Source organism: Chryseobacterium rhizosphaerae (assembly GCF_003385455.1).
Lineage (GTDB): Bacteria > Bacteroidota > Bacteroidia > Flavobacteriales > Weeksellaceae > Chryseobacterium > Chryseobacterium rhizosphaerae.
The window spans coordinates 41,777-55,765 of record NZ_QNUF01000027.1; the positions used below are offsets into that span (position 1 = coordinate 41,777).

At 38.7% G+C, this 13,989-nt stretch carries 14 protein-coding genes and 1 pseudogene; 12 read left to right on the top strand and 3 right to left on the bottom strand.

The window, feature by feature from the left end:
• Window positions 1–3 precede the first annotated feature (3 nt).
• The 7 genes from mdcA to DRF57_RS18945 all read left to right on the top strand — a co-directional run bounded on the left by mdcA (window position 4) and on the right by DRF57_RS18945 (window position 8,899).
• The gene (gene mdcA, locus DRF57_RS18915; RefSeq protein WP_228450419.1) at window positions 4–1,653 is read left to right on the top strand and encodes a malonate decarboxylase subunit alpha; all 1,650 of its coding nucleotides are present in this window, start codon (window positions 4–6) and stop codon (window positions 1,651–1,653) included.
• 24 nt (window positions 1,654–1,677) lie between these two features.
• The gene (locus DRF57_RS18920) at window positions 1,678–2,535 is read left to right on the top strand and encodes a triphosphoribosyl-dephospho-CoA synthase (protein WP_115920228.1); all 858 of its coding nucleotides are present in this window, start codon (window positions 1,678–1,680) and stop codon (window positions 2,533–2,535) included.
• Between the two features lies 1 nt (window position 2,536).
• The gene (locus DRF57_RS18925) at window positions 2,537–2,839 is read left to right on the top strand and encodes a malonate decarboxylase subunit delta (RefSeq protein WP_115920230.1); all 303 of its coding nucleotides are present in this window, start codon (window positions 2,537–2,539) and stop codon (window positions 2,837–2,839) included.
• A gap of 6 nt (window positions 2,840–2,845) precedes the next feature.
• The gene (locus DRF57_RS18930) at window positions 2,846–4,498 is read left to right on the top strand and encodes a biotin-independent malonate decarboxylase subunit beta (protein ID WP_115920232.1); all 1,653 of its coding nucleotides are present in this window, start codon (window positions 2,846–2,848) and stop codon (window positions 4,496–4,498) included.
• Entirely contained in the window at window positions 4,489–5,142 is a 654-nt protein-coding gene (locus DRF57_RS18935) for a malonate decarboxylase holo-ACP synthase (RefSeq protein WP_115920234.1), read from the top strand. The genes DRF57_RS18930 and DRF57_RS18935 overlap by 10 nt, the downstream gene beginning before the upstream one ends.
• Before the next feature lie 91 nt (window positions 5,143–5,233).
• Entirely contained in the window at window positions 5,234–6,265 is a 1,032-nt protein-coding gene (locus tag DRF57_RS18940; protein WP_052188736.1) for an SLAC1 family transporter, read from the top strand.
• Between the two features lie 249 nt (window positions 6,266–6,514).
• The gene (locus DRF57_RS18945; RefSeq protein WP_115920236.1) at window positions 6,515–8,899 is read left to right on the top strand and encodes a TonB-dependent receptor; all 2,385 of its coding nucleotides are present in this window, start codon (window positions 6,515–6,517) and stop codon (window positions 8,897–8,899) included.
• Between the two features lie 60 nt (window positions 8,900–8,959).
• On the opposite strand, the gene DRF57_RS18950 is transcribed toward DRF57_RS18945, so the two are convergent.
• Window positions 8,960–9,565, bottom strand: coding sequence for an alpha-ketoglutarate-dependent dioxygenase AlkB family protein (locus DRF57_RS18950; protein ID WP_047493748.1), 606 nt, complete (start codon window positions 9,563–9,565; stop codon window positions 8,960–8,962).
• 21 nt (window positions 9,566–9,586) lie between these two features.
• Complete coding sequence (locus tag DRF57_RS18955) at window positions 9,587–10,360, bottom strand: LexA family transcriptional regulator (protein ID WP_115920238.1); 774 nt, start codon at window positions 10,358–10,360, stop codon at window positions 9,587–9,589.
• Window positions 10,361–10,421: 61 nt separating this feature from the next.
• Between DRF57_RS18955 and DRF57_RS18960 the strand changes: the two are divergent.
• The 4 genes and pseudogenes from DRF57_RS18960 to DRF57_RS18970 form a co-directional block, all read left to right on the top strand.
• Window positions 10,422–10,598 (top strand): annotated as a pseudogene (locus tag DRF57_RS18960) (Y-family DNA polymerase); the annotation flags it as partial.
• A gap of 234 nt (window positions 10,599–10,832) precedes the next feature.
• Window positions 10,833–11,105: a hypothetical protein gene (locus DRF57_RS24140; protein WP_228450418.1), complete on the top strand. Its 273-nt coding sequence runs from the start codon at window positions 10,833–10,835 to the stop codon at window positions 11,103–11,105.
• A gap of 34 nt (window positions 11,106–11,139) precedes the next feature.
• Window positions 11,140–11,619: a phosphatase PAP2 family protein gene (locus DRF57_RS24145; RefSeq protein ID WP_241508036.1), complete on the top strand. Its 480-nt coding sequence runs from the start codon at window positions 11,140–11,142 to the stop codon at window positions 11,617–11,619.
• Window positions 11,620–11,641: 22 nt separating this feature from the next.
• Window positions 11,642–12,058, top strand: a complete 417-nt coding sequence (locus DRF57_RS18970; RefSeq protein WP_047493759.1) for an EamA family transporter — start codon at window positions 11,642–11,644, stop codon at window positions 12,056–12,058.
• Window positions 12,059–12,203: 145 nt separating this feature from the next.
• Here the strand turns inward: DRF57_RS18970 and DRF57_RS18975 are convergent, their stop codons facing one another.
• Window positions 12,204–12,947 (bottom strand): SDR family NAD(P)-dependent oxidoreductase, encoded by a 744-nt coding sequence (locus tag DRF57_RS18975; RefSeq protein ID WP_047493762.1) that lies wholly within the window; start codon window positions 12,945–12,947, stop codon window positions 12,204–12,206.
• Between the two features lie 72 nt (window positions 12,948–13,019).
• On the opposite strand from DRF57_RS18975, the gene DRF57_RS18980 reads away from it, so the two are divergent.
• Window positions 13,020–13,889 (top strand): LysR substrate-binding domain-containing protein, encoded by an 870-nt coding sequence (locus DRF57_RS18980; RefSeq protein ID WP_047493767.1) that lies wholly within the window; start codon window positions 13,020–13,022, stop codon window positions 13,887–13,889.
• Window positions 13,890–13,989: the final 100 nt, after the last annotated feature.

The following is a 13,989-nucleotide window of genomic DNA, read 5'->3' on the forward strand; positions in this document are numbered from 1 at the left end:
ATTATGGAAAATCAAATGATAAGTACATCATGGACAAAGAAACGTGACGAGAAAAAACGCAGGATCAATGCCGTAAAACATCTGGTTGAAAACATCTTTATAAAAAGAGAAAATATAGTTGAAACCTTACAGGTATTGATTCAGCCCGGAGACCGTGTAGTACTGGAAGGTAATAATCAAAAACAGGCATCGTTTCTGGCTGAAGCCCTGCTCCAATTAGACCCCGCCAAAGTGAATAAGCTCCATATGGTCATGTCCAGTATTTCTCTGCCTGAGCATTTGGATATCTTTGAAAAAGGGATTGCCGAAAAGGTTGATTTTGCCTATGCCGGGCCACAAAGCCTGAGAATTGCCCAAATGCTTGAAGATGGGATACTTAAAATCGGTGAAATCCATACCTATCTTGAGCTTTATGGAAGACTATTCATTGACCTCATCCCAAATGTTGTTTTAATTGCAGCCGATAAAGCCGACCGGCTGGGTAATCTTTATACCGGTCCCAATACGGAAGAAACTCCTACAATAGCAGAAGCGGCTGCTTTTAAAGATGGAATCGTCATTGTTCAGGTCAATGAAATTGTGGATGAATTGCCAAGAGTTGATATCCCTTCCTCATGGGTTGATTTTATTGTGGAAGCAGACCAACCCTATCAATTGGAGGCTTTATTTACACGCGATCCTCAGAATATTACCGAATTACATATTTTGATCGCCATGCTTACAATACGAGGAGTGTATGAAAAGCATCACGTCAAATCGCTGAACCACGGAGTGGGTTTTAATACTGCAGCTATTGAACTGTTACTTCCCACTTATGCTCAAAGCCTTGGCCTTAAAGGGAAAATTGCCACAAACTGGGCACTCAATCCGCACCCTACATTAATTCCTGCTATAGAATCAGGATGGGTGGATACGTTGTATGCTTTTGGAGGTGAAGTGGGTATGGAACAATATGTGGCTGCCCGCCCGGATATTTTTTTTACAGGAAGAGACGGCTCATTAAGGTCAAACAGGGCCCTTGCCCAGGTTGCCGGACAATATGCCATCGATATGTTTATAGGATCTACACTGCAAATCGATAAAAACGGAAACTCTTCCACGGTAGTATCCGGCAGGCTGGCCGGCTTTGGAGGGGCTCCTAATATGGGGCACGACCCGCGTGGACGGAGACATTCCTCAAAAGCATGGCTGGATATGATTACTTCCAAAGACCCTCTGGCACATGGCCGTAAACTGGTTGTACAGACCGTGGAGACATTCCAGAATGGCAATACCCCAGTATTTGTAGAAACTTTAGACGCGGTAGAAGTTGCTAAGCAATCTAACCTGGCTACAGCCCCGGTCATGATTTATGGAGATGATGTTACCCATGTAGTTACAGAAGAAGGTGTCGCCTATATTTATAAAGCCGAAGGACAAGAAGAGCGGAGACAGGCTTTGGCTGCTATTGCCGGTGTTACCTCAGTAGGGCGTACCGCAGACCCCAAAACCACACAGGCATTGAGGGAACGTGGAGTGGTGGCATATCCGGAAGATATCGGAGTCCACCGTACAGAAGCTAAACGCAGCCTGCTGGCAGCTAAAAATATAAAAGACCTGGTAGAGTGGTCTGGTGGGCTGTACAATCCTCCCGCTAAATTCAAAAACTGGTAATTATTCTCATATAAATCTAAAAAAATGTTAGCAGAAATAATAACATATAACCTGGTGGCGGATACAATTGCCGATTTTGCCAGAGAATCCCTTTTAGAAGAAGTTTATCTTACCCCAAAACCGGGTTTGGTAGATAGGGAAAATAACGGATCACATCACGATCTGAATCTTACGGTAATGGAATCCTCTGCCTTAGCATTAAGATCGGTTTTCTACGAAATGGCTATAGTGGCAGCCCATAAAAAACCATCATTACAGCTAAGGGAGGAATTAGGAGCCATTGGACGCTATGGAGAACGGAAAATGCTGGAAGCCACCGGCGGTATCAACGCACATAAAGGAGCAATATGGAGCATAGGCCTTTTAGTGGCAGCAACAAGTATTTTATCATCGGGAGATTCTGTCTTTACGATAAGCAATCTATTAAATACGGCAGGAGCCATTGCCAGATTTGATGACCAGTATCAGCCTTCAGCCCCAAGCAATGGCAAACAGGTAAGCAAAAAATATAAAGTGGTTACCGCCCGGGAAGAAGCTGCACTGGGTTTTCCGTCGCTATCTAAAACAGCTTTACCAACCTGGAGAAAATATCAAAATGAATCGGAAAACATTTGCCGCATCAATGTACTGCTATCATTGATTTCAGTAGTTGATGACACCTGTATTCTGCATCGAAGCGATATGAAAGTACTCCGGATGATCAAGCAAAAAGCTAAAGATATCTTGGACCGGGGAGGTATGGGGATCCCTGAAAATCAGCATGTATATCAGGACTTAGATGATCTGGTCAGATACTGGTGGGTATCACCGGGAGGAAGTGCGGATATGCTTGCAGCCAGCATTTTTATTCATAAAGTAACTCATCATTTTACAATCAATTAATATGGAATCATTTTCATTTACAACTCCGGCTAAAAAGTCGGTTGCAAAAAGAGCGCATATAGGAGTGGTAGGATCTGGAGATCTCGAAATATTACTGGAACCGGGGACAAGCGGAACAACAATATTCAATGTCCGTACCGCTTCAGAAGGCTTCAAAGAAACATGGAGGGCAGTATTTAAACGCTTTACAGTACATCATGATATAGATGCTATTATAACGATCAATGATTTTGGTGCTACACCAGGCGTAGTCAGTTTACGGTTGGCACAGGCAGTAGAAATTTCCAATCAAACAAAAAAATAAGGACTTATGAAAACAAGTTTTATTGAGCTGAAAGGCCGTGAACGTGCCCAGGCTCTGCTGGATATCAATACTTTTGAAGAAATACTGGATCCTTTTGAAAGAATAGAATCTCCCCATCTTCCGGCACAGGGTATTGTACCGGAAAGTGATGACGGAGTGGTTATTGCCAGAGGGACTATCAGCGGGCAGCCGGCAGTCATATTATCCATAGAAGGGAGTTTCCAGGGAGGAGGAATAGGAGAGGTCAGTGGCAGTAAAATAGCAGGCTCACTGGAGTATGTGTTAAAAGACATTCAAAATGGAAAAAAAATAATTCCGGTTATTATATTTGATACAGGGGGTGTACGGCTTCAGGAGGCCAATTATGGTTTATTATGTATTTCAGAAATCCAATCTGCAATCGTAGCCTTAAAACGCCATGTCCCTGTCATTGGGTTGATCCCGGGAAATGTAGGGTGCTTTGGAGGAATGTCTATTACAGCAGCGTTATGTTCTACCTTGATCATAACGGAAACGGCCCGCTTTGGTCTCAACGGCCCTGAAGTCATTGAGCAGGAAGCAGGGATTGAAGAACTAAACTCACGCGACCGCAGGCTGATTTGGGATACGATTGGCGGTAGATCACGTTTCGAAACAGGCTTGGTTGATCAGTTGGTAGAAGATGATATTCCAGCTTTTAAAAAGGCCATTATTAAAGCTGTTACGGAACCTGATACCATCTCCCGAACCCGTCAGATAGAGCATTATCTTTCCCTAATTTCACAAATAGACTTGTCCGTTAAAAATACCAAAACGGATTTTATTGAATTGAACAAAAAGAAAAAAACTGAAGTAAAAGCAGTCCTTGAAAATAAACCTGTTGAAGGGAAGGGAAGGACCTGGTTTACAATACTTACAGAAGGAGCATCTTCTATCAGTGAATATCCAAGTCTGCTTGTTGCCGATACTCAGTTTGAGGGTAAATTAACACGTTTTATAGCAGTCGTTCCTAATGAAGCTAACCGTTTCCCCCGCGCACGTCACGGAGAGGTTGGATTACTGGAAGGTTGGGCAATAGCAAAATATGTTCGCCAGGCGATAGATGAAGATGCCCACAAAGCTGATAAAAGAAATATTGTAGCCATTATTGATGTACCCAGCCAGGCCTATGGTTACCATGAAGAATTATTTGGAATCCATTATGCCTGTGCAGCAGGAGTGGATGCCTATGCCAGTGCCCGGATTTCAGGTCATTCTGTAACTGGTTTTATCGTAGGCAATGCTATTTCAGGTGCTTTTTTGACCCACGGAATGCAGGCAAGCCGCCTTGTTGCCTTAAATGATCCTTCTATAAATATACAGGCTATGTCCAAAGAATCAGCAGCCCGGATTACGAAACGTACCATCGCAGAGTTGGAAAAAGCCACTCAAAAAGTACCGGCTATGGCATATGATGTTGCCAGTTTTAATGCTTTGGGTCCACTTGATGCTTTGGTAACTATCACTGATACCACTCATCCTGATTCAGTTGATATTCAGAAGGTAAGTGCAGCGCTTGGAAAAGCAATCCATAAAGCTGATGACACACTCAACCAAAGATTGGAAACACCGAATGCCATTAATCAGGGTAGAGCATACTCCCGTCTGGTGAGAACTAAAATTGGAGAACAATGGAACTGAACCCCCATGATCTTATCCGGATCTATAACCAGGATGACCTCTTAACGGATGCATCACTCCCCGAATGGGCTGTTTCAGCATTAGTACATGCTCCTTATGCGGTTGTACGCCGTGCTCCCTCCAAAAATGGATTGATACCTGTTGGAATAAGAGGAAGTAAAAAAAATGAACGACTCCCTGCATGGCTTATATCATCTGTGGTATATGAAGTCATTTCTCCTGAAATGTTGGTTTCTCCTTTACAATGGAAAATTAAACAACATGAACTAAACCCATCTATCCTGTCTTTAAAAAGCATTACTCCAATTTTAAACCAGGAAAAACTTTATTGGGGACCTACAGGAAGTACTGCATTTGAACTGGCAACAGGAATAAAAACACTGACTGAAGAAAGTGATCTCGATCTTGTATTGAGGTATAATAATCCCTTACCGGTTGCTGAAGGGCTCTCGCTGCTAGATAAACTTAATAAAGAAGCCGGCGTAAGGCTGGATATCCAACTCGAAACACCTCTGGGTGGAGTTTCTCTGGCAGAGTATGTGAATTCTACGACGGTATTGGTGAAAACTTTAACAGGCCCCATGATCGTTGATAGAAAGACCTTGTGGAGCAAGCTAGACCATGTTATGACCTTCAAACAATAAAGCTGTCTCAACTTTTTAGTGAAAACCACACACTTAAAGAGTCTTATGAATAAAAAGTTGAGACAGTTTTAATAAATACATACCTATTCTGATGAAAAATTCGAACCGATCTTTTTTTTCTCTTAATAACAGTCCGCCTCTGCTTAGTTCAGAAAATAAAAGCATCAGCAACAGTCCTTTACAACATTTACCTGTAGGTCTTTTTGGCTCAACGGTTGCATTATCAGGCTTATCTATAGCCTGGAAAACCTCTGCAGCCTTATTTGGTGCTCCTATAATGATCAGCAAGTATATTGGTTTTTTGGGCTGGACTGTATTTATCCTGTTAATAATAGGGTATCTGTACAAAATAATCATGTTTCCATATAAGGTAAAAGCTGAACTGACTCATCCGGTAAAGGCTAATTTTCTGGGTACATTTTTCATTTCTGCAGTCCTCCTTTCCACATTGGCGGCACCTTATTCACTGCTTCTTGCCAGGATAAGCTGGATAATAGGAACATTCGGAGGTATTATTTTTGTTTATATACTAACCGTGAGGTTATTTAAAGGGTCTATAGATTCACTTGATCTGGTACCGCCAGTACTGATACCGGGGTTAACAATCCTCAATGCAGTTACCGCTCATGCCAGTGTTGATTTAGGATGGGAAAGTAAAGAAATGGATACCATCCTTTTTTCTGTCGGGATCATGTATGCCATAGTATTCTTTATTATTGTCACCTATCGTCTGATACACCGTGAACCCGTTACATTATTTTTAAAACCAACTTTATTAATAATGTCTGCACCTTTTGAAGTAGGATTGTTGAGTTATCTGAGTACAAGAAAAGAAATAGACACCTTTGCCTCTGCTTTATTCTATTCCGGATTTTTCATTTTTATAGTACTCTTATTGGTGGTTTTTAATAAAAAACTTCCTTTTATGGTATCATGGTGGGGTGCCTGTTTTTCTACTGTAGCGTTAACTAATGCATCACTTCAATATGCAAGATTCAACCAGCTTTCATTCAATATGGGAATCGCTGTAATACTATTGGGCATTGTAACCATCTTCATCCTTATTACTCTGTTTCAGACGATCCGTCACCTGTTTACCGGAAAACTTTTAACACCAGGTTAATTTTTCCGGAAAAAATAAGTGTTTGTCAACAGCTGACGTAAGTATAATTTAATCGGTTACATTATTTATAATCATCTTTCAACCCGTTTTTTTGCAGATCTATCTCCCATACTATATTTTATTACCATACAATATGTTATGGGTTACCAGACTTTATAATTAGGAACATATTGCTTTTTCAATAATGCAACAAAGTTGCTTTAGTAGAATTAATTATCTAGCTTTGCCGGATTATTAAAGCATACGCATATGAAAAAAGCCGTTATTTTTTTGATGGGAGGGACACTTATTTCTTATCCTTCTGTGTTGAAAGCTCAGAACCTAAGGGCTAAAAAAACCGTTCAGGATATAGAGTCAATACAGATACAGGGAAAAATGAATAAGGAGGTGGTAAGCATTCCACGGAAAACACTGGATGTCATCCAATCCAATACCTTAGGAGAAACGCTAAGTAAAATTCCGGGTATTCAAAACTCAGGATATGGCCCCAATTCCGGAGCCCCTGTTATTCGGAGTCTGAGCGGAAATAGAGTAAGAATTCTGGAAAACGGAACTGCAGTCAATGATCTTTCAGGAATAAGTCCGGATTTTAATCTGGATATTCAAATGGATAATGTCCAAAATATCAGCATTTATAAAAATTCAGCAGCTGTTCTGTACGGTGGAAAAGCTATTGGGGGAGCTGTTGATATTGAAACCAATTATATCGTCCATCAGCTTCCATCCAAAAAAATTAATCTTCAGGCACTCCTGGAGGGTGGAAGTAACAGTGGGCAGAAACAGTCATTTTCTGCAAAAGGAACTATTATTAAAAACTGGATATGGACAATGGGAGGATCCAACCAAAAACAGGAAATTGTCCGGATCCCGGGAAAATCTAAAGACAGCAGATGTTATGATCCAAATCTGGTTGGGTTTAACAGCATTTTGCAATCCCTCTGCCAGCTGGATGTAAATTCAAGAAATGTTCTTAACATTAGTCTGTTCCCTTATATCAGCCAGTTTGCCAAAGATCATATGGTAGAATATGAACTTTCACAGGATGATCTTTACACATTCAGTCCCACTTATTATAATCCGTCGGATGGCCAATATTACCCCAATCCCAAAAACGATCAGTATGTTCCGGGACAGGATCCAACAAAAGACCGTTACAGAAGCGAAGTAAACAGCATTAAGGATTATGTCCCGACAAAAGACGGCGTCATTCCAAACAGTCATTCAGAAAGCAATTCATTTTACGTGGGGACCAGCTATATTGGCAAATCCTTTTATCTGGGAGGTGCTTATCAAAACGCCTATTCCTATTTTGGAGTTCCCGGCTATGCCCTGTCCAAAATTCCCAAACACTCTCACGGAAAACCTCAGAAGACATTGGAATACGTCCCCATCAATATAAAAAGCTTATCTCATAAAGCTATGCTGGAAACGGCTTATCAATTCAATCATTCTCCCATTGCCGGAATAAAATTTAATTATATGGGAGTGTTTTCCAGTAATTCGGAACTTCTGGAGCGCCACAAAGCCAATCAATTTCATGTACAACAACATAATGGCCGCTTGGAAATAGCACAACAGAAGCTGAAATTTTTAACCGGAACGACTGGAGTTGAAGTACAATACAGGGAAATGGAAGGCAGTGGAAGTCAAAGATATCTTCCTGACAACATAAGCCGTGAAATTGGCATATTCACAATGCAGCACCTCAATTTCGATTTTCTTGAATTTGATTTGGGATATCGGAATGATCATGTACAGCGCAGAGCCGATGCTGATAAAAAATACATCAGAAGCCGTGGACTCTCCGGAGGAAATCTTATGGGAAGAGATTTTACCCTGAATCAGTTTCATACAGCAGCCCAATGGAATATCTTAAAAAAAGCCTATCTGAAAGTACAGTATAATCATTCTGAAAGAGCCCCGGAAGTCAATGAACTGTATGCAGGAAACAATCATTTTGCTATTCTCACAGAAGAAAACGGAGATGATAAACTGGATAAAGAAATTGCAAAGACATGGGAAATTGGCGGTGGACTTAATTTGAAAAATATTCGCTTATCTGCCAATTGGTACCATACTTTCTATAAAAATTATATCTACCTTGCTCATACGGGGATTTCACGGGAGGTTTTCCTGGTAAAGGAATGGCGTTCTGATGATACCGAGATCAATGGAATAGAAGCTGAAGCAGCCTACAAAATGGATCTTCATACATTGGGAAAATGGGAAGTAGGTTCCTATTATGATCTGGTGAGAAACATCAGTACAGCCGACAGTTCTATAAGAAAATGGAGCGATGGAGATTATATGCCCAATATGCCGACAAGCCGTTTTGGGTTCAACCTTAGCGGAACAGTACAAAAACTGAACTTCAATATAGCATTGGACCATTATATGAAGCAAAAATATCTTGGGAAAAATATAAATCCGGAACTCCCGATGCCGGCATTTTCACTTCTTAACGCACGTGTTTCTTATGAAGATACCCATTTAAAAATGGGAAGTATAGAATATTATATAGCAGGAAGCAATTTATTAAATACAGAAGCAAGGCTTCAAAACTCTCAGCTGAAATTCCTTAGCCCACTCGCAGGAATTAATATTTCTGTAGGAGTGAAAATCAAAATATCATAACCATTAGATCCGGCTGTTACCTGTTTGAAACAATTTTGGCAAGGCAGGTAACAACGGATTTTATTTCACTAGCCGGAAAGTCATATTAATCCTTGGTTTCATAGGCCGCGAAGATTTGGCAATGCGATGTTCCCAGTTCATCTGGAGATCTCCTTTCATAATTAACAGGGAACCATGCTGAAGAGGCAGGCTGTATTTATTGGAATGGTCATCAAACTTTCTGAAGTCAAAACTTCTTACCTGCCCCAGGCTTATGGAAGCAATAACAGGACGGTTTCCCAATTCACTTTCCTTATCCCTATGCCAGGCTACAGAATCATTTTTATCCCGGTATAAATTCAATAACACTGAATTAAACCGATATCCTGTGCTTTTCTCGATGCGCTCTTTCAATTCCAAAAGCTCAGGCAGCCAGGGGTTAACATTAAACTGATGGCCATCCAATTGATATTTTTTGTCATCATCACCATACCAGGCTGTCAAACGGGGCGTCAGGACCATTTTATCATACATTTTCTGAGTTCTCTGTTTCCAGGGAGCAGTATGCATTAAAAGTTCCTCAAGTTCTGAAGCCTCATTTTCAGCTAAAAAATGTTCCGTATACTCCAATAGTTCACTTGGAAACCTGTAAAATTCTTCAGAATTAAATAAGCTAAGCTGCGACATTTTTAAATATATTTTCCATTATTATTTTCCGGAAATTTTATTTTCCAATTCCTTGATATCTTTTTTCAACTCCATAAACATTTCTTTCATATCCAGATCTTCTGTCTCATCCGATTCAAAATCTTCAGGAAAAATACCTGAAGCATATTGCCATATCTCCAAAACTTCCTCAATCAAAATATCATAAGGTCTATAAAATGAATTATCTGAGCTTACCCAGATTCTGTTTTTTCTTTTACCCATAAAACGTTTATAGATGATTCCTTCATTTAGAGTTACAAAAACATAGGTTTTTCCAGGTTTCAGATGATCTATCCCTTCCACATATTTTCCTACAATATAAGAACCCCTTCTAAAGGGTGGCATGGAATTTCCTTCCGCCGGAAAGGCTCTGTATTTCCCATGCGTCAGAAAAGGAAGAGCAATTCTTTGAAGATTTCCAATATACTGTATATCCCTGTAGCCTTCAAGATAATTCTCAGCCTCTTTTTGAGATATAATCTCTATGGTATCATTTCCCAGATGATCTACCAATACAGGCAGGATAATTCTGTTATCCGGAAGGTTCAATGTCTCTTCCATCGGGTACTTCCTGATGTCTACAGATACCAGAAGATCAATGCTCACATGAAAAGACTGAGAAACTTTCAGCAGCATCTCAATAGAAGGTTCCGATCTTCCATCTTCATATGAAACATACCGGGAGCGGGTAATGCTTAAAAGATCAGCAAGCTCTTGTTGAGTTTTTTCTCTCTTACCTCTCAAAAACCTTATGTTATCTGAAAAAATCGACATTGTTACAAATTATATCAACAAAAATACAAATTTTGTTCAAAAACGTAACTGATTTTGTAACATGGAACGGACGATTGTACATATGGACCTGGACACATTTTTTGTGTCCTGTGAGCGCCTTAACCATTCTGAATTTAATGGAATTCCTCTGATCATCGGAGGAGGAGACCGTGGTGTAGTAGCTTCCTGCTCCTATGAAGCCCGCCATTTCGGAGTGCGTTCTGCCATGCCCATCAGATTTCACACGAACAGATTATTCAAGATATGAAAATGCTATAAGGCAAGAGTTTGAGCAATACCTGGGACTGATCTATACCGATGAAGAATGGCTGATAAAAAACTGTAATTTTCTTACCAGTCATAGCTATTACACAGATTATGGTCAAAAAATCCTGATGAAATTTAAAGAAGTCAATATTCAATTAATGAATTGCTCCCAATAAATATTTAATATAAACCCACCTTTAATCAGATGCCAAAATATCTTCAAAAAATAGCAGTCAGTCTTATTATCTTTATTTCAGCCGGCAACAGGATTGCAGGACAAAATAATAATGATACGATTCAGGTTCAGGAATCAAAACAAGACAGTTCCATTGTTTCTTCAATTGAAAAAAGCCATTTGAACTACAAAAGTTTGATTTTACCTACCGTATTTATTGGTTATGGAGTAGCAAGCTTAACGGTCAAAGATCTTAAACAATTAAACTTTTCTACCAGAGACGAAATTAATAGACCATGTTAAACTTGACAATTACACCCAATTTGCACCGGCAGTGTTGGTTTATGGATTAAATGCTCTTGGAGTTAAGGGCAAGCATAACTTCAAAGACAGAAGTATAATTTATGGGACTTCAATGTTGATCACTTCTGCAATTACACTTCCTTTAAAACATATTGTAAAAGAAGAAAGGCCGGATCAATCCAATAATTTGTCATTTCCTTCAGGGCATACCGCTATAGCATTTGCTTCTGCACAGTTTATGTATAGAGAATACAAAGACACCAACTTTTTGTTAGGAATCTCAGGCTATTCATTTGCAGTATTCACAGGTGTTTATCGAATGTTAAATGATAAACATTGGGTAGGGGATGTAGTGGCAGGTGCTGGATTCGGGATTCTTTCCACAGAATTAGCTTATTGGTTATATCCTAAAATAAATAATTTATTGGGCGGGAAGAACAAAAATACAGCGACAATGGTAATGCCTTTTTATCAGGACAAAAGCATAGGAATAGGATGGGTTAAAACTTTTTAATTTTACTATAAAAAATAAAGATATGTGGTTCTATTATGCTTTACTATCAGCCTTGTTTGCTGCCTTTACAGCAGTATTTGCTAAAATAGGAGTGTCCAACATCAATTCTAATCTTGCCACCGGAATAAGAACCATTGTCATCCTTGTGCTGGTTTGGAGTATTATATATTTCAAAGGCGAAGCAAAAGATATGGGTTCTTTATCGAAAATGAATATTGTATTTCTGGTTTTATCAGGTGTGGCAACGGGATTATCCTGGTTGTTTTATTTTAAAGCGCTGCAAATAGGAAAAGTGTCACAAGTTGCAGCTGTTGACAAATTAAGTGTAGCCATAGCTATAATTTTATCCGTATTGTTTTTTAAAGAAACCCTGACTTTAAAAACTATAATCGGAGCTTTACTCATTATTAGCGGAACGATTTTATTTGCATTGAAATAGAGGCTGGGTGATTGAAGCTATTGTGTTCGCTACATCAATGTTATCCGGAAACCAAAGCAGATGATAAAAACTTCTATGGGAAAATCTCAAATAGAGAGTAATTAAAGTCTTTCAAATGATTAATTTTATTTATATTTTAGTTTTACTACCTCCCAAAAAGCCAGCCTCCATTAACATTAATTATTTCTCCTGTAATGTATGATGCCTCTTCGGAACATAAGAAATAACAAATATCTGCAATATCCTTAGACTTTCCCGCACGGCCAACAGGTATTTGACTTAATATCTCACTTGTTTTTTCTTTAGGAAAACTAGCTGTAAAACCAGTTTGTTCAATAAACCCCGGAGCTATTGAATTAACAGTAATTCCTTTGCTGCTAAGCTCTCTGGCCAAACTAAATGTCAATCCGTTTAAGCCAGCTTTTGAAGCAGCATAAGCTATACCTCCTGTTGCAATTCCTCCAGTAAATGCACCAATAGAGCTGATATTTATAATTCTTCCTCCAGGCCGTTTCATAATTTCTGCAACTTTTATTGCCATCATAAATGATCCTGTTAAGTTAGTAGCAATCACACTATTCCAGTTAAGCATAGCTTCTTCAAATGTAAGTTCTGTATTAACGGTCATATTAAATCCTGCCGAATTAATAAGATTATCAATAACCGGGTAGTTCAAACTGATAATCCTGAAAATTTTCTTGATGTCATCAGAACTGGCAATATTACCTTTTATAACTTCACAATTATTTGGGTAAGCATCCTTCATTGCCATTAATTTTTTTTCATCCCTCCCAATGACAATAACAGTATGTCCATATTCCATGAATTTTTCTGCAATAGCTTTACCAATACCGCTTGCACCGCCTGTAATAATAGATACTTTATTCATTTTGTTTAATTTTATTTACAAATATATATTACCTTTAATACTATGTTTTACCTTAATTAATACCTTATAAGTATGAATATAACATATCTCCGATATTTTACCGTAGTAGCCCAAGAACTGCATTTTGGAAGAGCTGCAAAAAAATTACATATTACCCAACCACCTTTGACCAGAGCCATACAACAGCTGGAAGAAGAATTGGAGGTAAAACTTTTTGAAAGACATCAAAGAAAAGTAACACTTACCAGTGCAGGAGATTATCTTCTAGCTCAATCGGACTTACTTTTTAGCAGGATTTCGATTATAGAAACTCAAATTAAAAGAATAGCAGAGGGTAAAGAGGGGAGTCTCCATATTGCATTTGTGGGTTCTGTTTTTCAGATTATTCAACCCTATTTAAAAAAATTCACAACTCTATATCCTAAAATAAAAGTGACACTTAGCCAGTACACAACCTTTGAACAAATCGAAATCATAAAAAACGGAAGTGCTGATATTGGCTTCATAAGGAGTCCTGCATTAGCTGATAATTTAGAAATTGTTGAAATTGAACGAGAGTATTTTGCATTAATTACACCTCCTGAATTTAACTATACAATAGATTCAGCAGAAAAGCTAAAAGCCTTAGGCACAGTCCCATTTATTTTATTTCCACGGAAGTTAGGTAGCGGAATCTATGACCAAATAATCTCTTTATGTAATACGGTTTCTCTTTCTCCTGATATTATTCACGAAGCAAGTCAACTAGATACTATAATCAGGCTAGTAGAATCTGGTTTTGGTTATTCAATTCTTCCAGTATCCAGTTTGAATGGGATCAAAACAACTACAAAACATTATGTACTTGATTTTATGCCACAGCAAGCAGTTGTTGCATATTGCTATAACAAGGACAATCAAAATGCTGTTCTACAATCTTTTTTAAAACTATTAAAAACCTGAACAATGAGTTTTAATAGTATGGGACTTACGAACAATTGTAGCTAAAACAAAAATTTATACAAGTAATGTATATAAAACCAAAAAATGTTAACGAAATTGC